Origin of the sequence: Sphingorhabdus sp. Alg239-R122 (assembly GCF_900537065.1) — a bacterium.
In the GTDB taxonomy this organism is placed as follows: Bacteria; Pseudomonadota; Alphaproteobacteria; order Sphingomonadales; family Sphingomonadaceae; genus Alg239-R122.
Genome location: NZ_UNRC01000002.1, coordinates 236323 through 257305, shown reverse-complemented (window position 1 = coordinate 257305; position 20983 = coordinate 236323). Strand labels below are relative to the sequence as shown.

The 20983-nt window shown below is 53.6% G+C and carries 14 protein-coding genes; 6 read left to right on the top strand and 8 right to left on the bottom strand.

Annotated features, from left to right (window positions below; all coding sequences use genetic code 11):
• Nucleotides 1-67: 67 nt before the first annotated feature.
• Complete coding sequence (locus G6Q15_RS03090; protein ID WP_205518067.1) at nt 68-2257, bottom strand: acylase; 2190 nt, start codon at nt 2255-2257, stop codon at nt 68-70.
• A 126-nt stretch (nt 2258-2383) separates the two neighbouring features.
• Here G6Q15_RS03090 and clpB point away from each other — a divergent pair, with 126 nt between their 5' ends.
• Nucleotides 2384-4966, top strand: a complete 2583-nt coding sequence (gene clpB / locus G6Q15_RS03085) for an ATP-dependent chaperone ClpB (RefSeq protein WP_164115528.1) — start codon at nt 2384-2386, stop codon at nt 4964-4966.
• A 51-nt stretch (nt 4967-5017) separates the two neighbouring features.
• Here clpB and G6Q15_RS03080 read toward each other — a convergent pair whose 3' ends face one another.
• The gene (locus G6Q15_RS03080) at nt 5018-5323 is read right to left on the bottom strand and encodes a hypothetical protein (RefSeq protein WP_164115526.1); all 306 of its coding nucleotides are present in this window, start codon (nt 5321-5323) and stop codon (nt 5018-5020) included.
• 362 nt (nt 5324-5685) lie between these two features.
• Between G6Q15_RS03080 and G6Q15_RS03075 the strand changes: the two genes are divergently transcribed.
• Nucleotides 5686-6462, top strand: a complete 777-nt coding sequence (locus tag G6Q15_RS03075) for a hypothetical protein (RefSeq protein ID WP_240330719.1) — start codon at nt 5686-5688, stop codon at nt 6460-6462.
• Between the two features lie 121 nt (nt 6463-6583).
• Here G6Q15_RS03075 and G6Q15_RS03070 read toward each other — a convergent pair whose 3' ends face one another.
• A complete protein-coding gene (locus G6Q15_RS03070; protein WP_345940283.1) occupies nt 6584-9649 on the bottom strand; it encodes a TonB-dependent receptor in 3066 nt (1021 codons plus the stop codon).
• Between the two features lie 279 nt (nt 9650-9928).
• Between G6Q15_RS03070 and G6Q15_RS03065 the strand changes: the two genes are divergently transcribed.
• Nucleotides 9929-10462: a hypothetical protein gene (locus G6Q15_RS03065; protein WP_164115524.1), complete on the top strand. Its 534-nt coding sequence runs from the start codon at nt 9929-9931 to the stop codon at nt 10460-10462.
• Nucleotides 10463-10465: 3 nt separating this feature from the next.
• Here the strand turns inward: G6Q15_RS03065 and G6Q15_RS03060 are convergent, their stop codons facing one another.
• From G6Q15_RS03060 to xseA, 3 genes are all read right to left on the bottom strand, one after another.
• Complete coding sequence (locus G6Q15_RS03060) at nt 10466-11251, bottom strand: M23 family metallopeptidase (RefSeq protein ID WP_240330738.1); 786 nt, start codon at nt 11249-11251, stop codon at nt 10466-10468.
• Nucleotides 11252-11394: 143 nt separating this feature from the next.
• Nucleotides 11395-11595, bottom strand: a complete 201-nt coding sequence (locus G6Q15_RS03055; protein ID WP_164115522.1) for a DUF2093 domain-containing protein — start codon at nt 11593-11595, stop codon at nt 11395-11397.
• Between the two features lie 74 nt (nt 11596-11669).
• Nucleotides 11670-13142 carry an exodeoxyribonuclease VII large subunit gene (gene xseA / locus G6Q15_RS03050; protein WP_164115856.1) on the bottom strand — a complete coding sequence of 491 codons (1473 nt, stop codon included), beginning with the start codon at nt 13140-13142 and terminating at the stop codon, nt 11670-11672.
• A 1-nt stretch (nt 13143) separates the two neighbouring features.
• On the opposite strand from xseA, the gene purD reads away from it, so the two are divergent.
• A complete protein-coding gene (gene purD, locus G6Q15_RS03045; protein WP_164115520.1) occupies nt 13144-14418 on the top strand; it encodes a phosphoribosylamine--glycine ligase in 1275 nt (424 codons plus the stop codon).
• A gap of 38 nt (nt 14419-14456) precedes the next feature.
• Here the strand turns inward: purD and G6Q15_RS03040 are convergent, their stop codons facing one another.
• On the bottom strand, nt 14457-17345 hold the full coding sequence (locus G6Q15_RS03040) for an insulinase family protein (RefSeq protein ID WP_164115518.1): 2889 nt from the start codon (nt 17343-17345) through the stop codon (nt 14457-14459).
• A 276-nt stretch (nt 17346-17621) separates the two neighbouring features.
• Here G6Q15_RS03040 and G6Q15_RS03035 point away from each other — a divergent pair, with 276 nt between their 5' ends.
• Together G6Q15_RS03035 and G6Q15_RS03030 are read left to right on the top strand one after the other, a co-directional pair.
• Nucleotides 17622-19409 (top strand): VWA domain-containing protein, encoded by a 1788-nt coding sequence (locus G6Q15_RS03035; RefSeq protein WP_240330718.1) that lies wholly within the window; start codon nt 17622-17624, stop codon nt 19407-19409.
• An 89-nt stretch (nt 19410-19498) separates the two neighbouring features.
• The gene (locus G6Q15_RS03030) at nt 19499-20038 is read left to right on the top strand and encodes a hypothetical protein (protein WP_164115516.1); all 540 of its coding nucleotides are present in this window, start codon (nt 19499-19501) and stop codon (nt 20036-20038) included.
• Between the two features lie 12 nt (nt 20039-20050).
• Here G6Q15_RS03030 and G6Q15_RS03025 read toward each other — a convergent pair whose 3' ends face one another.
• On the bottom strand, nt 20051-20953 hold the full coding sequence (locus G6Q15_RS03025) for an EamA family transporter (RefSeq protein ID WP_164115514.1): 903 nt from the start codon (nt 20951-20953) through the stop codon (nt 20051-20053).
• Nucleotides 20954-20983 lie beyond the last annotated feature (30 nt).

Genomic DNA, 20983 nt, shown 5'->3' with positions numbered 1-20983 from the left:
TGTAAGGAATTCTCTTATTGTTTGGCGGCATATTACAGCAAATATGCCGTGTTTCAAATAATATAGATTAAGGGCGATAGCGGCGTGTAACATGACCCTCCAAAATCTTGGGGTCGAAACGCACTGGTTTTGTGCCATAGCGTGCGAACAGTTCGGCCTGATCCGTATAATGCGGGCTATCTGGCCGGGTCATAGCCGCGCCAAAAGGCTGGATGGAGCGCGAGCTCACCCGCCCCTCACTGTCCCATTCAACGAACAGGATATAGCTATCGCCATGCCGGATCGATAGCCGTCCATCATCTTCAATGTCCCATAAGGTCGACGCACGCAGCGTGTCGCTACCGCCATCTAGGGGCAGATCGACATCCCCTTGCCGCAGGCGGATGACATCGCCGAGCGGCGGGTCCAGCGTGTCAAAATATTTTACGAGATGCTCTGACGCTTCTTGCAGTTTTTCGCGCGGGTCGGGATCGGGCAGGCGCGCATAGCTAGTCCGCATTGCCTCATGCAGCACCATCACCGCCAGTGCGTCGCCTTCACCCTTACCATCTGCTGTCCAGTCCCAGCGGGTCAGCAGGTCCTGCGCTTTTTTGAGCTCTGGCGAGTCAGCAAGGTCCAGCGCCGCAATCTTTGCCATCCATGATCCGGCATAGCCATCACGCGCATAGCTCGTGTCATATTTAATCTCCATTAGCTCTTCACGGCTGATTTTGCCATCACCCTCAGCCAGGACCTGCTCCAGCAGAGTAATCGCCCGGCGCGCGCGGTTGGTCATGTCATCTTCAACACCCAAAAGCGGCGATATACTATCCCTGTCGATTTCATCGCCCGGCCCCGCCGCCACATAGGGCGTGTTATTGGCATTCATGATATAGCCGCTCGCAGGGTTGAACAGCTTGGGATATTCGGCCCAGTCAACCGGGTTTTCCCAGATGAGTTCGCTACGATCCCCCGGCAGGACAGTCCGCCAGTCCGCGCCTTCCTTACGATCCGGAAACAGCGCATTGTACACAAGCGCTATATTACCCTCACGGTCCGCATAGATGAAATTGGTGCCCGACACGCCCTGGATCGCCATTGCCGCTTTCCACTCTTCAAAATCCTGTGCTTTATTAAGCCGGTAATATTGGGTGAGCATTTTGAGGTCGTCCATGCCCGCATAGCGGAAGGCGAAATAGCCATTGTCATTTTTGATCACCGGTCCGTGTGCGCTGCGATACACCGTCTGCGGATAGGGAATGGTGAATGGCCCCATTTTCACGCCCAGCCAGACGCGTTTTTGCATGAGCGGCGCCCACTTGCCATCCAGCTTATACTGGTCGCCCGCATCATTGACTTCAAGTTCATAAACATCGACCAAATCAGGACGATTCACTGTGTTAGTCCAGCCGAGATTGCGGTTATGGCCCAGAAACGGATAAGGCGCGCCCGCAAACGTCGCGCCGGCAAAATCCCAGCCTTCTTCGCTATGCACCACCAGTTCATACCAGGCGACTCCCCCGCGCCATGGCTGGTGCGAATTGGAAATGAGCCGCACCTTGCCGTCGGCAGAACGTTCTGGTGCCACGGCAAAAGCATTGGAACCATTCATATCGGCATCTTCGCCCGTAGGCGCAGCATAGGATGTGTCCAGCAGATCGCCATGTTCAAGCGGGGCGGCACCTTCATTAAGAACCGGTCCGCCTTCCTGCCGCAATGGAGATCCTTCCGCCAAAGGTCCAATCACATTTTGCAGGCCAAAAAAGAAGGGCGATCGTAGTGCAAAGCCCGCCGCAATATCACGCCCATTCACAGGAAAGAGGCCCGATAACTGCGCTTCTTCCGGATGCGTTTCAACATAGCGATTGAGCCCTGCCGCATACCCATCAAGCAACGCATGCACATCTGCGGGCAACGCATCATATTTGCGGTCCACCGTACCGCGCACATCCAGCAGATGCGCGATATAATCAATCTTGGCCCCTTCTGTGCCCTTGATTGCACCATAGCGTGCACGGGTCATCGCCACGACTTCCTCGATATTCAGGAAATCATCCTCCGCATGGGCATAGGCAATACCGTAGGCCACATCAGCATCGGTCTTGCCAAAAATATGCGGTACGCCAAATTCATCACGGACAATTTCGACATCATATTCGCGTGCAGGCGGCGGCGCGGCATCATCAGCGGCCAGCGGTTCCCATATGAGCAGCGAAAGGCCGATAATGAGCAATAGTACGATAAGGACAATGGCGAGACGCTTGAATGTTTTTCCCATAACCCGCACATTACACAGCATGTCGCACAGGTCCACTGACATGAATGCCAGTAATGATAATTTTCGGCGAACCACTTGTGTTGCACATACGCAACATTATCTAGGTGGTATAGGAGAACAACACAGATGAATTTGGAAAAATTTACCGACCGCGCCAAAGGTTTTCTGCAAAGTGCACAGACAGTTGCGATCCGCATGAATCACCAGCGTATTTCACCTGTACACCTGCTGAAAGCGCTGCTGGAAGATAATGAAGGTATGGCAGCCGGCCTGATTGGTCGCGCTGGCGGCAATGCGGGGCTGGCTCAGGCCGAAACAGATGCATTGCTGACCAGGATTCCTGCCGTTTCAGGTTCGGGCGCGCAAACGACCCCCGGCCTTGATAATGATACAGTGCGCCTGCTCGACCAGGCAGAACAGATATCCGAAAAAGCCGGTGATAGCTATGTCACTGTTGAGCGGCTGCTACTCGCGCTCACGCTTGCCAAGGGGACTAAGGTTGCCGATACGCTTGCCAAGGCAGGCGCGACACCAGAAAAACTGAACAGCGCGATTAATGAACTGCGCGGCGGTAAAACCGCGCAGACGGCATCTGCCGAAGACAGCTATGAGGCGATGAAGAAATATGCCCGCGACCTGACCGAAGCGGCCCGGGACGGCAAGCTCGACCCGGTGATTGGCCGTGATGAGGAAATTCGGCGCACGGTGCAGATCCTGGCGCGGCGCACAAAGAACAATCCAGTACTGATCGGCGAACCCGGTGTGGGTAAGACCGCAATTGCCGAAGGATTGGCGCTGCGTATCGCAAATGGTGATGTACCTGATAGCCTGAAGGACCGCCGCCTGATGGGCCTTGATATGGGCGCGCTTATTGCAGGCGCAAAATATCGCGGTGAGTTTGAGGAACGGCTTAAGTCTGTACTCGATGAAGTCAAAGGTGCGGACGGCGAAATCATCCTGTTTATTGATGAAATGCACACGCTTGTCGGTGCGGGTGCATCGGAAGGGTCAATGGACGCCTCTAACCTACTCAAGCCTGCGCTGGCGCGCGGTGAGCTGCATTGCATTGGTGCGACGACGCTGGACGAATATCAGAAATATGTCGAAAAAGACCCCGCACTGCAGCGCCGGTTCCAACCCGTGCATGTGGGTGAGCCCAATGTTGAAGACACAATATCGATCCTGCGCGGTCTCAAGGAAAAATATGAACTCCACCACGGTGTACGCATCACAGATGGTGCACTTGTGTCCTCTGCCACACTATCACACCGCTATATTTCCGACCGTTTCCTGCCCGACAAGGCTATCGACCTGATGGATGAGGCTGCAAGCCGTATCCGTATGGAAGTCGAATCGAAACCCGAGGAAATCGAAACACTCGACCGCAAGATTATCCAACTGAAGATTGAACGCGAGGCACTGTCCAAGGAAAGCGATACCGCGTCACAGGACCGGCTTGCAAAAATCGAGGAAGACCTTGCCAATCTGGAGCAACAGTCCTCCGAACTCACCACCCGCTGGCAAAATGAAAAAGACAAAATCAACGCCGAAGCCAAGCTGAAGGAAGAGCTGGATGCCGCACGGCTAGAGCTGGAACAGGCGCAGCGCGCAGGCGATCTCGCCAAGGCAGGCGAGCTAAGCTATGGTAAGATTCCCGAACTGGAAGGCAAACTGGAAGAAGCCGCTGCTGCCACCGAGGGCGCATTGCTGCGCGAAGAAGTGACGTCGGAGGATATTGCCTCTGTCGTATCGCGCTGGACCGGAATCCCCGTCGACAAGATGATGGAGGGCGAGCGTGAAAAACTGCTCAATATGGAGCAAGCGATTGGCAAGCGCGTCATAGGCCAGACCGATGCGGTCGAAGCCGTATCCAAAGCCGTGCGCCGTTCACGCGCTGGACTGCAAGATCCGAACCGTCCGCTCGGCTCGTTCCTGTTCCTCGGCCCCACGGGTGTGGGCAAGACAGAGCTGACCAAGGCTTTGGCCGGGTTCCTGTTCGATGATGATCAGGCAATGGTCCGCATCGACATGTCGGAATTTATGGAGAAACATTCCGTCGCCCGCCTGATCGGTGCGCCTCCCGGCTATGTCGGCTATGACGAAGGCGGCGTCCTGACCGAAGCCGTAAGGCGCAGGCCCTATCAGGTCATCCTGTTCGATGAAGTCGAAAAAGCGCATGCCGACGTGTTCAATGTGCTGCTCCAGGTACTGGATGACGGTCACCTGACCGATGGGCAGGGCCGCAAGGTGGATTTCAGCAATACGCTCATCATCCTCACTTCGAACCTGGGCAGCCAGCATCTCGCATCAATGGCTGATGACCAGAAAGTGACCGATGTCGAACCACAGGTGATGGACGTTGTGCGCGCGCATTTCCGTCCTGAATTCCTGAACCGGCTTGACGAGATCATCCTGTTCCACCGCTTGGCAGAAAAGCATATGGCCCCGATTGTCGATATTCAGGTAGCCCGTGTGCAAAAGCTGCTCAAAGGCCGCAAAATTACTATCGACCTTTCCGATGACGCCCGCAAGTGGATCGGCCGTGTCGGCTATGATCCCGTTTACGGAGCACGCCCCCTCAAACGCGCAATCCAGCGTTACCTGCAGGACCCGCTCGCCGACATGATACTGCGCGGCGATATACCCGACGGTTCAACGGTGAAAGTCAAAGATGGCGATGGGGAATTGAAGATGGTTATAGAATCATAGCAACGGAAGATTGGTCCGTATAGCTTGTGCGCTATTTGTTACCCGCCCAGTTTAGCGCCCGTTTGTGGTGCCCTGATTTGCATGGTCAACCATTGTTCGCGCAGCACGATTTCCTGCCCGGGAGATTTCTCTCCATTCAGCAATGGTCCGGCATATTTTTCTGCGCTTGACCAATGAACCGGTCACTTCAAGCTTGCGGCATTTGATTTTGCTATCGGCAGGCTTGTCCTTGGCATTTGCTTTAGCCTCGGTTGCAACTGCAGCTTTATTTTCTGTGCTTTCTGCCTTATTTTCACCTGCCGATGCGGGCGCACAAATAAGGGCTGCTGCGAAAACTGCAATAAGGGGGGATTTCATCTTGATCTCCTATTTTTGATTGCGCTGTACTACCCCAAGTATGATAGGTTTGCAAACGGGTGAAGCCTATCACCATTGAAACTGGCGAAATCAGAGGATTTGAGTTGAAAGATAGAAATTATTATTTGCAGAAAATCTCGAAAAACCCAGACCTTCTGCTGCATCGATACGATGAAACGAATGATAATTATCAATTCATAGAAGCCCCGCGCGCATTGCACAGGCAATGTCCTTTTATGACAGATGAGCATTTGCCTGCAGATATCGGAAAATCCGTTCTGCGGCGCAACGAAACTTTAGCACATCCGCCACAAACTGCGCCAATTCATTTCATTTTCCATTCTGCCTATTGTTGCTCAACTATGCTGGCACGGGCATTCGATATAGAAGGCGTGTCAATGGGCCTGAAAGAGCCTGTAATATTAAATGACATGGTTGGTTGGAAAAGACGTGGCGGGCAGCCCGCAAAAGTCGCTGAAGTTCTGGACCAGTCAATGAACTGGCTAGCCAAACCCTTTTCAGATGGTGAAGCAATTATTGTAAAACCGTCAAATATCGTAAACTGCCTCATCATCGCCATATTGGCCATGCGGCCCGATGCCAACGCTGTGCTGCTTTACGCTCCCTTGAAAAAATATCTTGGTTCAATTGCCAAAAAAGATCTTTGGGGACGTTTATGGGTCCGCAAGCTCCTGGTGGGGCAGATAACAGATCAGATGATCGCACCATTTGGAATGACGAACGAGGATCTGCTGCAACTATCAGACCTGCAGGTGGCCGCTGTAACCTGGCTGGCACAGCATGGTCTATTCAATGCAGTTATAGCCAAATATGGCCGTGACAGAGTCAGGTCTCTGAACAGTGAAGATTTTCTTGCCAACCGGCATGCATCAATGGAGCAGATGTCTGGCCTTTTCCGGCTTGGAATGGATCAAGGCAAGCTTGATGAAGTCCTGGCAGGGCCTGCCTTTACAAAGCATTCAAAGCTGGACACCGAATTTGATGCAAGCACGCGCAAAAAAGAACATTCTGACATTGCCTCACTACATGCAGACGAGATTGAAAAAGTCGCAGAGTGGGCAAGGGTTATGGGTGAAAAAATGCGCATTCCCATGCAGCTTGATGCAGCCTTAATCTGAATCCATTAGCTTTAGTCTGAGCTTACCGACTCAGTTGAGTTCTCACCGGATTCTTTTGCGCCTTCTACAATAAAAAAGGCGGGTCCGGGGACCCGCCTTCTCTTTAACTTATGTCTTCACATTAGAAGGTAAGTTTAACTGATGCACCATAACGGCGACCCAGAGCGTCATATGTTGACGGGTAGGTGTTACCGCTGTTGAACGTTGTCGAACCGACATCGTTACCAACAAGTGGTGGACTCTTGTCAAACAGGTTCTGAACAATGAACGTCAGCTGCAGGTTGTCAAAAATCTGCCAGCGTGCGGTCAGGTCGAAATAGTGAGCCGCATCAATGCTACGGAACGCAGGTTCAACCAAACAACCGCCCGTATCAGCGCCCTGGAAGTCAGGACAACCCTGATCAGCTACAGGAAGCAGCGCACCGCTCGCGTCAACGTTGGACAGTTCAGCAGCAGTTACGTCAGCAGCAAACTGAAGCGGCTCATACTGTACCGAATCAATGTAACGCCACAGAAGTGACACATCGACTGTGTCAAAGCTTAGCGTCGTTCTTGCCGAAGCCGACCACTCAGGCTGGATCGCGCCGCTGAAGGCACTACAGTTGACACTGTAGAAACCGACACATTCGCGGTTGATCGAAGTCGGAGTTGCCTGGAACTTGGTTGAGTTTGTCCAGTTACCGCTCAGACCGAACGACAGGTCAGCAAAGCCAACATCTGTTTTGTAGTTCAGGATGAAGTCAACACCATCGGTAGAAAGTTGACCAAGGTTTGACAAAGCACCGAACAGGCCTGGAGTCACAGCAGGGTCACCGCTGAGACCACCGTCAGACGGGTTACGTCCGAAAGAGGTACAAGCAGGGTCCGTTGCTGATGCCGCAGTGATGTTATCAAAACAGGCACTCACAATATCACCAGGTGTCGCAACCGTAATCGCGTCGGTGATCTTGATGTTGTAATAGTCAACCGAGAAGTTCAGGCCAGGAACGAAGTCCGGCTGCCATACGAAACCGACAGTATAAGTATCGGCTGTTTCAGGCTGAAGGTTGATATTACCACCTGTTGTGATGTTTGCCTGGTTAGACACTGGTGGAGGAATAACACCGATCTGGAAACCCTGTGCACCCTGGGCCAGACATACTGCCCGCAGGTTGGCATCGTTGGCCGGAGCCGCACCCGCACAAGGATCGTTGTTCAAGTTGGTCAACTGCGTGCTGACCGGCGTGAACAGTTCAGAAATGTTAGGTGCACGAACCGCACGATTGAAACCACCACGGAACTTGACGCCAGCACCTGGGCTCCAGCTACCGCCGACTTTCCAGGTCGTTGTGCTATAACCAGGATTGCTTGGAGCATCAATTGTGTAGTCCGAATAACGGATACCAGCTTCAAGTGTGAGGTCTTCGAAGAACGGCTTGTCCTGAACAATCGGGAGAATCAATTCACCGAAAGCTTCGTAAACATCATAAGCACCGCGGATCGGAACAGCAGCACCACCGGCACCACCAAGTTCACCTGGCGTTTCTGCCAAAGCGTCAGCCTGCTGGAAGCCAGTGTTCTTGCGATATTCACCACCCACAGCGAAGCCGATTGCATCAGCTGCCCATGGAGAAGCAAAGCCTACATCACCGTTCAACACAGCACGGAACTGTGCCAGTGAAGCGCGACGTTCGGTCGTGCTGCGACCACGCAGGTAGTTGGCGGCTGCTACAGAAATGTCACCAGCTTGGCCGAAGACATTGGCAGGCGCACAGTTTGCGGCAGAAGCGTTCACACACGTTGTACCGTCTACAGTCTGCAATGTGTCACCCAAGCGTGAGTTCAGAACATAGTTATCCTGAGTCAAAATACGCTGACTTTCACCATATGCACCATAGATGTCCCAGTCGATCGTGTCGGTCAGGCCACCACGGAAACCAAGTTTATAGTCAAACAAGGTTGTGCCGTAATCACCAAGACGAGGACCAACCTCAACCGTACGACGACGTACGTTGGTTGTGAACGTCTGGTAGTTCGGGTTCACGCTGCCATCAGCAAGCGTAGGACCATTTGGATCGCTGGCTGCCGCAAGACAGGTAGCTGGATCCAGTGTCTGTACACCAGCCGTGTTTGGATCAAAGTCGTTATTGGCACAGAAAATGTCACGCATTCCTGGTGCAATGAACGGGTTGTTGATGTTGATCGTCTGGTTTGAACCGAAAGAACCCGATGGCGCGATGATCGTGCTTACGTTGTTTTTCGAGAACAGGCCACGAGCGTACACTTCAATATCATCGGTAATTTCATACCGGCCCGCTGAATAGATGTTAAAACGCTCATATGGCGTCTGGTAAATATTGAACGGGTTGAAGTTGAACGGCAGGTAACCAGCAACAAGCGTGCTGCTGGTAGGATCAATCTGAAGGTTTCCGCTACCTGGAACCGAGAAACGGCCAGGAACAGAGGTAGTCGAACCACCGCGGTTACCGTTGAAGGAGTTGATGCCGAACAGTGAAATGTCACGGTCGCCCTGGAATACGGCGTCACGCTCCTGGTAACCCAGGCTCAAAACAACGTTACCACGGCCATCATCAAAGTTTGCACCGACAGTAACGTCAGCGCGGAAGATGTTACCATCGCCCACTTCAGTGATCTGGTTTGAAAGCTCTGCTTCGAAACCGGCAAAGTCCTGCTTGGTGATGAAGTTCACAACACCTGCGATCGCGTCAGCACCATATGTAGTGGAAGCACCACCGGTCAGAACTTCAACACGCTCAACAAGCGCGAGAGGCACATTGTTAAGGTCAAACTGGCCAGAAAGGTCGTTTGGTGTAACGCGTGTACCGTCAAGCAAACCAATGTTACGGTTTGAACCAAGAGCACGAAGGTCAATTGTTGCCGTACCGTTGTTACCGTTGTTTGCGTTTGAACCAATACCCGTAACAAGACCTGGTACGTCACGGATAAGCTCTTCAGCGTTTGTAGAAAGTTTGAGTTCGACTTCTTCTTCACCTGTAACGTTCACTGGTGAGGAGCGTTCGAGGTTTGGATCGGAAATCAATGAACCTGTAACGACAATAACATTGCCGTCATCTTCAACTGCTTCATCCGCATCCTGCGCATATGCAGGTGCAGAAAGCATGGCCAAACCCAAAATAGCCGGCGCTACACCGGTCTTGAGTTGGTTTACAAATATCTGTTTCTTCACTGGGTATCCCCTTTTGTCATTACCCCGGAGACGGGGCATTCCTTGGTTATTTGAGTGAGTCATACGCATTTATACGCATATAAACTGCGGCAGTCTGTGCATCCTCGAAACGGAAGTGTAAATAGTTACATGACTAAAATGCAGCATTTCCTAGAAGGTGAGGCATATATGCAACACGCGGTTGAGTATTGTCAAAATGGCTTATAAGCTGCAAATAATGGGAAAAAAATGTGCTATGCATCCATATCAAGTGTCAAATCCAGCAAGGACAAAATTGCCATGACCCCCACAAAGCACGCAAATGTAAAATGTAATGTTATTCTGGCTATCACCATTATTCTCGCTGGCGCAAACGTACCTGCGGCAGCGCAGGAAGCCCCCGCAAAGGTAAAAGACATGGTGGCATGTCGTTCTATAGAAGATGATCAGGCAAGGCTGGCATGCTATGATCAAAAAGTTGCGGTTTTTGACGATGCGCAAACCAGTGGGGAGCTTCTGGTGGCCGAGAAGGAAGTCGTGGACAAGGCAAGACGAGATGTCTTTGGCCTTAAAGCCGCGGACAATCCTTTATTCACAGGCCAGAATGGAGGGCAGTTAAGCGAAATACGCTCGACAATAAAATCCCTTAGCAGCGGTCGGGGCGGCAAACGGGTTTTTGTGCTTGAAGACGGATCCGCATGGCAGCATACGGAAGGAAGAATCGGACGCTCTCCCAAAGCTGGACACAGCATCGTGATATCACGTGGCGCGTTAGGTAGTTTTAAGGCTGTTGTAGAAAACAGGCCATCTATAAAAGTGATACGTGTAAGATAGAACCTATTGCATCGGTCCGGTAAGCAGAATCGGATCAATGCGTGCGGCATTCCATTTCATGCCCCAGTGCAGATGCGGGCCAGTGGCGCGGCCTGTCGAACCGATATTGCCAAGATATTGACCCTGCCGCACGGTATCACCTTCGCGCACCGCAATTTTGGACAGGTGCAGAAATGCACTGTTCAGCCCCATGCCATGGTCAATCATCAACAGGTTGCCTTCCAGCGAAAACGGTCTTTTGGTCGCCAGTATCACCACGCCATCCGCGGGGGCCACAAATGGCGTACCGCTTTCGCCCGTCGCGATATCCATGCCGCTATGATAGCTGCCCGGTTCGCCGCGATAGATACGCTGTGACCCAAAACGACCTGAAATCCGCCCCTTCGCCGGCCAGATGAATTTCTGCCGCCAGCCCTGACTGTCGGAACGGATTTTACGCGCCGCGACGATCTGAGCGATTTCAGGGGCGCGGATTTTCTGAAATGCCGCGCTGGGGCCCGAACGGCGGCGCGCGATATTGACGCGCTCGATATTCCATTTGCGCGGCGCGACATTGATTCGCCTGTCAATCTTGCGCCCGTCACGCAGCAGCGCCGAAACATAGGCACTGGATGGCGCATCGCGGTTAAAGGCGATGATGAAATTGCCTTCATCATCGAACGGGATTTCCTGTCCGCCAAAAAGCAGCGAAGTGGTGCCACCCGGAACCGTGCCGAGCATGACACCGCCCTGTATGGCATCACCGCTCAAGATAATCTGTGCGGGCCTCTGCGATTTTGCCGCGGGCATGACGGGCTCAGGCGCAGGTTGCACTTTAGTCTGCTGCGTCACGGCAGGTGCAGATTCCGCTTCAGGAACAATCGCACATCCACCCAATGCGAGTGCGGCGACAGATAAGGTAAGGCCGGCTTTGGCCAACCATTGCATGCGTATCATTCAGCCAGCTCCCGCTGTACGGAAATTTCCGCTGAGGCATAAGGCTCCTGCCGCGCCACACTCCAGTAGCGCAGATCCTCCAGCGCCACTTTTTCGCCCGTGACCGCGCAGGCGACATGATCGCCCGGGGACAGCATACGGAAACTATTGGCCATATAATGCAGCTTGGCTGCCTTGCTCTTGTTCGACATCAACATAGGGGTTTTATACTCGCGTCATTATTTACGGATGCTTTACAGAAGTTTGCGCAGCAGGGCAATTTGATTTGAACTCAAAAAAGGCTCTGCTGGTCTTCATCCTTACCGGTCTTTGGCACTGCACGCTTTTTCTTTGGCGCGCGCCTGGCTCGCGCGCTGTTCGCATCCGTATACACAGACATATCACCATCACGGAATACCAGGCCAAGCGCTACATGTGCCGTGGCGGCCTTGCGTGACGTGAGTGTCTGCCCATCGGCATCAGTTACGCGGGCATAACCGCGTTCAAGCGGGCGGTCAGGATGGAGTTGTTCGGCCAGCCGCCATAGCCGGTCCAGCCGGTCACCCGCATCATGCAGCTGTTTCTGCAATGCCGCCGGGCGCAGCGTCAGTCGTTTCAGTGCTGCGACGGCATTTTCATGCTTGCGGCGCAGCAAAGCAGGACGCAGCGCACCTGATTTTTGTGCGAGTGCGCCAGACGCCCCGACAAGTCGCAATTCAAAGCCGCGTTTCAGAGCGGATGCCAGATCGTCTGTCTTCTGCCGCTGCGGCTGAAGCAACACATCCAGCTTAGGCATCAACCGGATCTGGTTTTGCAGCCGTTCTTTCGCAAGCGATACACCGCGCTGGCCCGCGCGCCGCGCCCGGAGCCTGAGTTCATCAATAAACGCCAGCAGATCCGCGCGTACCGGCACCGCCATTTCCGCCGCAGCCGTAGGTGTGGGTGCACGGCGGTCCGCAGCATAATCAGCCAATGTGGTATCGGTTTCATGCCCTACGGCAGAAATGATCGGGATGGTGCAGTCCGCAATTGCCCGGACCACCTCTTCCTCATTGAAACTCCACAGGTCCTCGATCGAGCCACCACCGCGTGCGACAATCACCAGATCAGGCCTAGGCACCGCATCATCAGTATCTAGTGCAGAAAAACCACGGATTGCACCCGCAATCTGCTTTGCCGCGCCTTCCCCCTGCACCAGCACCGGCCATACAAGAACATGGCTGGGGCAGCGGTCCGCGAGCCGGTGCAGTATATCGCGGATGACCGAACCTGTGGGCGACGTCACCACACCTATGGTGCGCGGCAGATAGGGCAGTTCTTTCTTGCGCTCCGGCGCAAACAGGCCTTCTTCACCGAGTTTGGCTTTCAGCTTTTCAAACAGCTGCATCAGCGCGCCTTCGCCCGCGATCTCCATCGTGTCGATCACGATCTGGTATTTTGACCGTCCAGGATAGGTGGTAAGCTTGCCGGTCGCGATCACCTCGACCCCGTCTTCAGGTGCAAAAGCCAACCGTCCTGCATTCCCGCGCCAGATCACGCCGTCAATCACGGCTTTATCATCTTTCAGCGACATATAGACATGGCCCGATGCCGCACGCTTATAGCCCGAAATCTCCCCGCGCAACCGGACCCGGCCAAATCGATCCTCCACAGTGCGCTTCAATGCCGTGGATATTTCCGAAATAGTCATGGGCTGCGCATTGTCGCCAGCCTTTGGCTGCGCTAACAGGCCAGAACCATTGTCATCGTCAAAAGGGGAGCTCATCATGAATATCCTGCTAATCGGCTCGGGTGGCCGCGAACATGCCCTGTGCTGGAAGCTCGCGCAATCCCCCCTTGTGACAAAAATCTTTGCCGCGCCTGGCAATCCCGGCATGACCGAAGCGGAAGCCATATCACTGAACAGTACCGATCACCCCGCAGTCACCGCTTTTTGCCACGACAAATCTATTGGTCTGGTCGTGATTGGCCCCGAAGCGCCGCTGGTGGACGGGCTGGCCGACAGCCTGTGTGCGGCGAACGTGCCTGTATTCGGGCCATCGGCAAAGGCTGCGCAGCTTGAAGGATCAAAAGGTTTTACCAAAGATCTGTGCGCGCGTTCCAGTATCCCCACCGCTGCCTATGTGCGGACGGATAATGTGCCCGATGCACTGGCCGCGCTGGATGGATTTTCCATCCCAGTCGTGATCAAGGCGGATGGCCTGGCAGCAGGCAAGGGCGTCATCATTGCCGAAAGCCGCCCCGATGCAGAGGCTGCAGTCAAGGACATGTTTGATGGCGGCTTTGGCAATGCGGGTACAGAGGTGGTCATTGAGGAATTCATGACCGGTGAGGAAGCGAGTTTTTTCGCCGTTACCGATGGCATCTCCATTGTTCCGCTTGCATCAGCGCAGGACCACAAGCGCGTTGGTGACGGCGATGTTGGCCCCAATACCGGCGGCATGGGCGCATATAGCCCGGCTCCTGTGCTCACACCCGAACTGGAGCGCCGTGTGATGGATGAGATACTGTACCCCACAGTGAATACGCTGCGCGCTGAGGGCATGCCCTATAGCGGCGTGCTCTATGCAGGTCTTATCCTCACGGACCAAGGTCCAAAGCTGATCGAGTATAATGCGCGCTTTGGTGACCCGGAATGCCAGGTGCTGATGATGCGGATGCGCTCTGATCTGGTGGAACTGATGCTGGCGACGGCGGAGGGAAAGCTTGCCGATATTGATGCACCGGTTTTTGCGGATCAGAGCGCGCTGACAGTCGTCATGGCCGCCAGGGGCTATCCAGCAACGCCCGAAAAGGGCGGCGTGATTGGCAATATCGAAGCCGCCGAAACGGATGATATCAAAATATTTCATGCCGGAACTACGATCAAGGATGGCAGGCTTGTCGCAAATGGTGGCCGCGTGCTAAATGTAACTGCGGTGGCGCACAACGTTACCACCGCGCAAGCTGCCGCCTATAAAGCCGTGGATGCCATCAACTTCCCAACCGGTTTCACCCGCAGCGACATCGGCTGGCGCGAAGTGGAACGCGAAGCAAGCTGACGCAGCCCAGCAACTGAGGCTGCGTCAAAAGAGCTAGTCTAGTTCTTCATGCTCTCGTGCACAATCCGCGCTTTTACCATGGTATCATCTGTCAAATATTCACGCGCTGCGGCCTTTATGTCTGTCACAGTGATAGCCTCATATGCCGCTTTGCGCTGACGGCGACGGTCCAGCCAGTACGGGTTAGTTTGCGCGTCATTGATCAGCCTCAACCAGGCGCCATTTTCACGTTCTTGTTGCTGAAAGTTTTCCAGCAATGGTTTGCGCGCGCGAAGCAGTACATCTTCCGATACTTCGGTCTCGCGCAATGATTTGGCGATATCACTCACAGTGGCAAAGACGAGGTCAATCTTGCTCGGGTCAACCACAATTTGTGTTTGGATATAACCATAGCCAGTATAGACGCTCGACGCTGTTGAACCTGCACGCGGAGAGTATGTCGCACCTAGTTTTTCCCGTACTTCATCCAGCAACAGCGATCCCATGACTTCGGCCAGCATGCGGCGTGCGACAACGGACTTATAATCTTTATTGTCAGTGGTTGGCCAATAGGTAAATACCATCGCCTGATCTTCTGCGCCCTTATGATAGAGGCTGAGATTCTTGCTGCTCGGCGCAAAGGATACTGCGCGCTCCGCTATATATGCAGGGGAGTTTGCCGCACGCTGCGGCAAAGCCCCAAATGTTTTCGCCACCAGGTCGATTGCTGTCTGCTCATCAATATCCCCCACAAGCGCTATTTCAACGGGACCGTTCTTAAGTTGCTCTGAAACAGCCACCTTCACTTCAGTCATATTACGCGCCAGCAGGTCAGATACAGGTGGAACACCAAAGCGTTTATCACCGCCCGCCAATATGGTCGGTAGCTGTGTGCCGGAAACTGCCTGCGGCGTGGCGTCCAAAGTGCCCGCAAAGCCGGGAACCGCATTTTGCCATAGTGTATCAGCTGCACCGCGGTATCCGGGAGCAGTTACAGTAGCTGCGGTCAGTTTAAGCTGTAATTCAATATCTTGTGGCGTAGTAGAACCTTGCGTAACAAAAGCATCGTCGTTAGCGGCCAAGCCGCCACTCACTGAACGGCCTGCCAGTATCTGCTGCAATTCATTAAATTCATGTGCTTCCAGCCCACCCACATTGAACATATTGCTCATAAAGAAATCAAGACCCGGTTTGTCTTTCGGCAAAGCCAGCTTCCCATCCCCAACACGTACAGAATAGCGGATTTTACCCGCTTCAAAGTCAGTTTTCTTGATGTTGAGCATCACATTGTTAGCGAAACGGACTTCTCGGATTCCAAGGTCTTCTACCTTCTTGTCGGATACAACTTTGCCGGGTGTTCCAAAATTGTCATATGCAAAAGCTTTGACCTCCGCATCGCTCGGCGGCGCTACAGCAACCTGGCTGCTCTTTGCCACTGCTGCCATAACAGTCTGCTCTGGATTTTCGATTTCTTTCTTGGTCGCCACAAAAACACCGTTCGGGCCTTGCCCCCAAGCCTTGCGAAGCGCATCGTTTGCAGCGTCAACAGTCAAGGTGGACTTTATGCCCTTGAAAAGCTCCAGTTGCTGTGCTGGCTTCACAACAACCCCACCATCATAAACCGAACGGATAATTTCATCGGCAACGCGGGAATTGCGACGGCTATCTTGTTGCTGAGCTGCATCTGCAAATGAGGTTTCCAGATTGGCCATCTGCTCTTTCAATTCCCCTTCGGTAAACCCGTACTGCAGCGCGCGGCGCAATTCCTGCTCACCAGTGGCAAGTGTGTTTTCCCATTCGCCTTCCTTACCGCGGAGCGTCATGGACGCCTGTTCAACAGCGTAAAGCTGCGGTCCTATCGACATGCTGCCGCCCACAATAGGCGCGTTTTCGCTGGTGGCGAGTTTCGTAAGCCGGCGGTTCACAATCAACCCTGCAAGAACATCCAGCAATTGGTCACGTACTGCGGCTTTGCTATTGAGCGCTTGCGCATATGGTTCTGCCCGGCTGATAACAACTTGCACCGGCGTAGCGGGGTCAGCAAATGTGCCAATCATCGGTTTCCCACTCGCGCTCACCGTACCGCGGTCCAAAGGTGCGCCAGCAGGGCCAACGCCCTGCCAACCAGAAAATGTTTCTTTAATTTTCGCTTCCATCGCGTCGACGTCAACATCACCAACGACGACGAATGTTGCATTTTCGGGACGATAATACCGGCGATAGAAATTCTGGATTCGTTCGGCAGGTGCGTTTTTTAAAACTTCGGTCGTGCCAATCGGTAACCGGTTACCAAACGGCATATCGGGAAGCAGGGTCTGTAACTGTTTTTTGATCCGGCGCAGGCCAAAGCTGTTGCGTGTCTGTTGTTCGGACAACACAACCCCGCGCTCACGCTCAACCGCGCCAGCGGCGATTGTCAACTCACTTGCAGTCTCCCGCATCAGGAAAAAGGAAGTGTCAAGCGTATCCTGATCCACATTTGGCAGATCAAGTTTATATGTCGTCGCATCGAAACCTGTGGAGGCATTGGTGTCCGCACCAAATGAAAGGCCCTGACGCTCCAGTAATTTGGTCATTTCGCCTTCAGGGACATTTTTTGATCCATTAAACGCCATATGCTCCAGAAAGTGGGCAAGGCCGCGTTCATTTTCCGCTTCCGCTATCGAGCCCACATCAATCTGCATCCGCATCGACGCGCCATCTTTGGGCGTTTCATTATGACTGATGGCATATTTCATACCGTTGGAAAGAACACCGTACCTGATGTCAGAATCCGCTGTAAGGTCAACGTTTTCAATACCCCATGGGTGTGCTGCCGTCTTTTTCGTTTCAACCTGCGCGGCCTGCGCTGTTGCCGCAGGACTATTGGCAGGCAATGTAGCACATGCCGATAGAGTTGAAGCGCCTACCAGTAAAACTGCCACGAAACCTTTGCGAAAACCTGTCATGCTTAATCCCCAATTTAGAATGCTCCGCCAAGTCCATTTGCAAACAGGGTTGGCGTTCGCTCGAAATTATTCTTCTGAACGTATCTAGTGAGATTGTATAATATTACCAGTAAACTGGTCCAAAAATGAAGCTTGTTAATCGAAACGGTCAAATCGGCCACTATTGCGTCCGCCTATCTTCGGCAATGCTCCGCAGCAATACATATCCTCGTACATTCACATTTCGTTCAGTCAACATGTTCATGTTATAGTATTACATATATTGGGAGAGGGAACATGAGTCTTTTGCATAAAACCGCTGCAGGCGTATCGATGGTCGCTATCACAGCGGTTACCGTACTGACCATTTCAGGCACAGACACGTCATCCGCACATGCGGCACGCTCTATCGCTCCGCCTACTGCCGACAATCCTGTAAATTGTTCAATGTTCGGTCATTATAACGATGTCGTGATGCGGGCGGGCAAGCGGCAATCCGGCCGCGCGGTTCCACCACCTCCAGTCATGGCACCACCACCCCCACCTCCGGCTCCATCCGCGCCTGCACCACAGGCAGAAGCGGCGGCAGAAGCCATGGTCGTTTCTGGTCAGCGCGTTACCCGTCCGGGCATCTATCCGCCGCGCCCCTATCCCCGCCTACAGGACCGCGAGCGTTATGAAGGCAATGAAGTCGCCTCTATCCAATCGGTTGCTTCTGCACCGGTTTCCACATTCGGTGTTGATGTCGATACCGGCAGCTATTCCAATGTCCGCCGCTTCCTGAATGAAGGCCGTGTGCCACCATCAAGCGCCGTGCGGACCGAAGAAATGATCAATTATTTCCGCTATGACTATCCGCGTCCTGAAAGCCGTGATGTACCGTTTAGCGTAACCACCAATGTCAGCGCCACGCCGTGGAATGAAGACAGCCGCCTGATGCGGGTCGGGCTGCGCGGCTATGATGTCGCAAAGGATGAACGTCCGCCTGCCAACCTGGTCTTTCTGGTCGATGTGTCAGGTTCAATGTCGAGCCAGAATAAGCTGCCGCTGGTCAAATCCACGCTCAATATGGTCGCCGACCAGCTCCGTGCAGATGACCGCGTGTCAATTGTGGTATACTCGGGCGCTGTCGGCACATTGCTGTCACCTACAAATAATAAGAAACATATGAAAGAAGCCGTTGCCTGTATGAATTCAGGCGGTGGCACACGCGGCGGCGAAGCGCTGGCACTAGCCTATAAAGCGGCGCGCAGTTCTTTCATGAAAGGCGGTATCAACCGCATCATCCTGGCCACTGATGGTGATTTCAACCTGGGCGTGACCGGCACCCCGCAGATACTGGACATGGTTGAAAAGAACCGCGAATCGGGCGTTACACTCACCACGCTCGGCTATGGCACCGGTAATTACCGCGAGGAGTTGATGGAACAGATAGCCGATGCGGGTAATGGCAACTACGCCTATATCGACAGCGCGATGGAAGCGCAGAAAGTACTGTCCGACGAGCTCAGTTCCACACTTTTCACCATCGCGAAGGATGTGAAAATCCAGGTCGAATTCAACCCCGAACACATCAAGGAATACCGCCTGATTGGCTATGAAAACCGTGCGCTGGCCGAAGAAGATTTCGACAATGACAAGATTGATGCCGGTGATATCGGAGCCGGTCATCAGGTTACGGCGATTTATGAAATCATGCCTGCAGGCACGAATGGCTGGTTGCCGCGGCGGCGCTATCCTGCCAACCAGACTGAGGGCAAAGCTCGGGTCACGAGTGATTTTTCCGGCGATCTGGACCGTGAAATGGCGCATGTGAAGCTGCGCTATAAATTGCCTGGGCAGGATCGCTCCCGTCTGATCGACCGGACTGTCCCCGCCGCGGCCATGCGCGGAGCCGGTGCACCGCGCGGTGACATGGCCTTTGCCGTGTCAGTCGCAGCTTTCGGACAGAAGCTGCGCGGCGACAAATATATGGGCGATTACAGTTTTGATGATATCCGCGACCTTGCCGGACGGCAGGACGTGTACTGGCGGCAGGAATTCCTGCGGCTGGCGCAACTTGCCGATAGCCAGTCGGGGGATTGAGGAATCTTTTTGATTTCACTTCTATATTGGCAATCATTGGCGCAAGCGTTAATCCTACCCTCAACAGCTGAATATTCGAGGGACATATCATGGAAGAATTCATCACCCAGAACTGGCTCTATCTCGCCATTGGCCTATTTGTCATACTTCTGGTCATCTGGTGGCTGCGCGCGGGCCGGGACAGTGCGAAAACAGGCGTACCAGACGATAATGCAGTACAGGATCCAGCGGCCGATGGTGAGCTGTTGCCCGATGAAACGCCGCTGCCCGACGATGTATCCGCATCAGCCACACCCGAGCCTGTAGCAAGGCCTGAACCCGCCACATTCACCGCACCCACAGCGGATACCGGCACAGATGGTATGCCCAATGTGCCCGCTGCAACTGGCGACCCTGACGACCTGCGCCAGATAAAAGGCCTTGGCCCCAAGCTCGCAAAGCGCCTCACCGAACTCGGCATCACCCGCTATGACCAGATCGCCGCGTGGGGACCGGCCGAAATCGCCGAGGTCGACCAGTATCTGGGCACGTTCCAGGGCCGCATCGAACGCGACAGCTGGGTCGAACAGGCAGGCTATCTTGCCAAAGGCGATATTGACGGCTTCAAAGCAAGATATGGGGCGCTATAAGCAGTCATAGCACTATTCCTTTTCGAACAGTCGCCCGTCTATAATAGCCATGCCCAGCGCAATCAGTGCCATGGCGGCAAAATCTGTCAATCCCAGCGTTTCGCCCAAAAAAATGGTGCCAAGGGCAATAGCCGAAACCGGAATCAGGAAAGTGACCAGCAACAAATTTGTCGCACCCGCCGTGGCAAGCAGGCGAAAATACAGGATATAGGCAAGCGCGGTTGAAAATAGCGCCAATGCGATGATGGACAGCCATACCGGGTAGTCCGGCGTGACAAGCACCAGAGGGTTGTCAAAGTAAAACGCCATCGGCAGCAGGAATAGTGCCGACATGACAAGCTGCCCCAAGGCGACCATAACCGGCTCTACTCCCATCGCCTGGAACCGTCGTCCGAACACACCTGCAAAAGCATAAGAAATGGCAGCACATAACACCGCCAGCTGAGCGATAATATTTGCTCCTATGCCGTGTAACACATCCATGCCAATCAGCAGGACTATGCCCATAAGACCGCACAATACACCCATCAATTTTGCCTTGGTGAACTGCTCGTCTTTCAGGAAAAACCCGGCGACTATTACGGTAAATAGCGGAGTTGTAGCATTCAATATAGAAGCCAGGCCTGATGATACAGTCTGCTGGCCCCACGCGATCAGGACGAATGGCAGCATGTTGTTAAGAAGGCCCATCATGGCAAATGCGGCCCATAGCTCCCAGTTTTTGGCGATGGCCGTACCCCGCAACAGCATGAACGCCCATAGCGCCAAAGCAGCGAGTGTAACCCTTAGCCAGACCAGTGTGAGCGGCGGGATTACTTCAATCGCCACTTCCACAAAGAAAAAGGAGCCGCCCCATAGAATCGACAATGCGACCAGCATTGCCCAGTCAAACCGAGACATCTGCTGGTTGATCATATTATTTCCTCCTTATGTCGGCACATTAAC

Bases quoted from the DNA above. Each gene is read 5' to 3' on its own strand.
- G6Q15_RS03090 (WP_205518067.1), bottom strand. From the start codon at position 2,257: ATGGGAAAAACATTCAAGCGTCTCGCCATTGTCCTTATCGTACTATTG.
- clpB (WP_164115528.1), top strand. From the start codon at position 2,384: ATGAATTTGGAAAAATTTACCGACCGCGCCAAAGGTTTTCTGCAAAGT.
- G6Q15_RS03080 (WP_164115526.1), bottom strand. From the start codon at position 5,323: ATGAAATCCCCCCTTATTGCAGTTTTCGCAGCAGCCCTTATTTGTGCG.
- G6Q15_RS03075 (WP_240330719.1), top strand. From the start codon at position 5,686: ATGCTGGCACGGGCATTCGATATAGAAGGCGTGTCAATGGGCCTGAAA.
- G6Q15_RS03065 (WP_164115524.1), top strand. From the start codon at position 9,929: ATGACCCCCACAAAGCACGCAAATGTAAAATGTAATGTTATTCTGGCT.
- G6Q15_RS03060 (WP_240330738.1), bottom strand. From the start codon at position 11,251: ATGCCCGCGGCAAAATCGCAGAGGCCCGCACAGATTATCTTGAGCGGT.
- G6Q15_RS03055 (WP_164115522.1), bottom strand. From the start codon at position 11,595: ATGTTGATGTCGAACAAGAGCAAGGCAGCCAAGCTGCATTATATGGCC.
- xseA (WP_164115856.1), bottom strand. From the start codon at position 13,142: ATGAGCTCCCCTTTTGACGATGACAATGGTTCTGGCCTGTTAGCGCAG.
- purD (WP_164115520.1), top strand. From the start codon at position 13,144: ATGAATATCCTGCTAATCGGCTCGGGTGGCCGCGAACATGCCCTGTGC.
- G6Q15_RS03040 (WP_164115518.1), bottom strand. From the start codon at position 17,345: ATGACAGGTTTTCGCAAAGGTTTCGTGGCAGTTTTACTGGTAGGCGCT.
- G6Q15_RS03035 (WP_240330718.1), top strand. From the start codon at position 17,622: ATGAGTCTTTTGCATAAAACCGCTGCAGGCGTATCGATGGTCGCTATC.
- G6Q15_RS03030 (WP_164115516.1), top strand. From the start codon at position 19,499: ATGGAAGAATTCATCACCCAGAACTGGCTCTATCTCGCCATTGGCCTA.
- G6Q15_RS03025 (WP_164115514.1), bottom strand. From the start codon at position 20,953: ATGATCAACCAGCAGATGTCTCGGTTTGACTGGGCAATGCTGGTCGCA.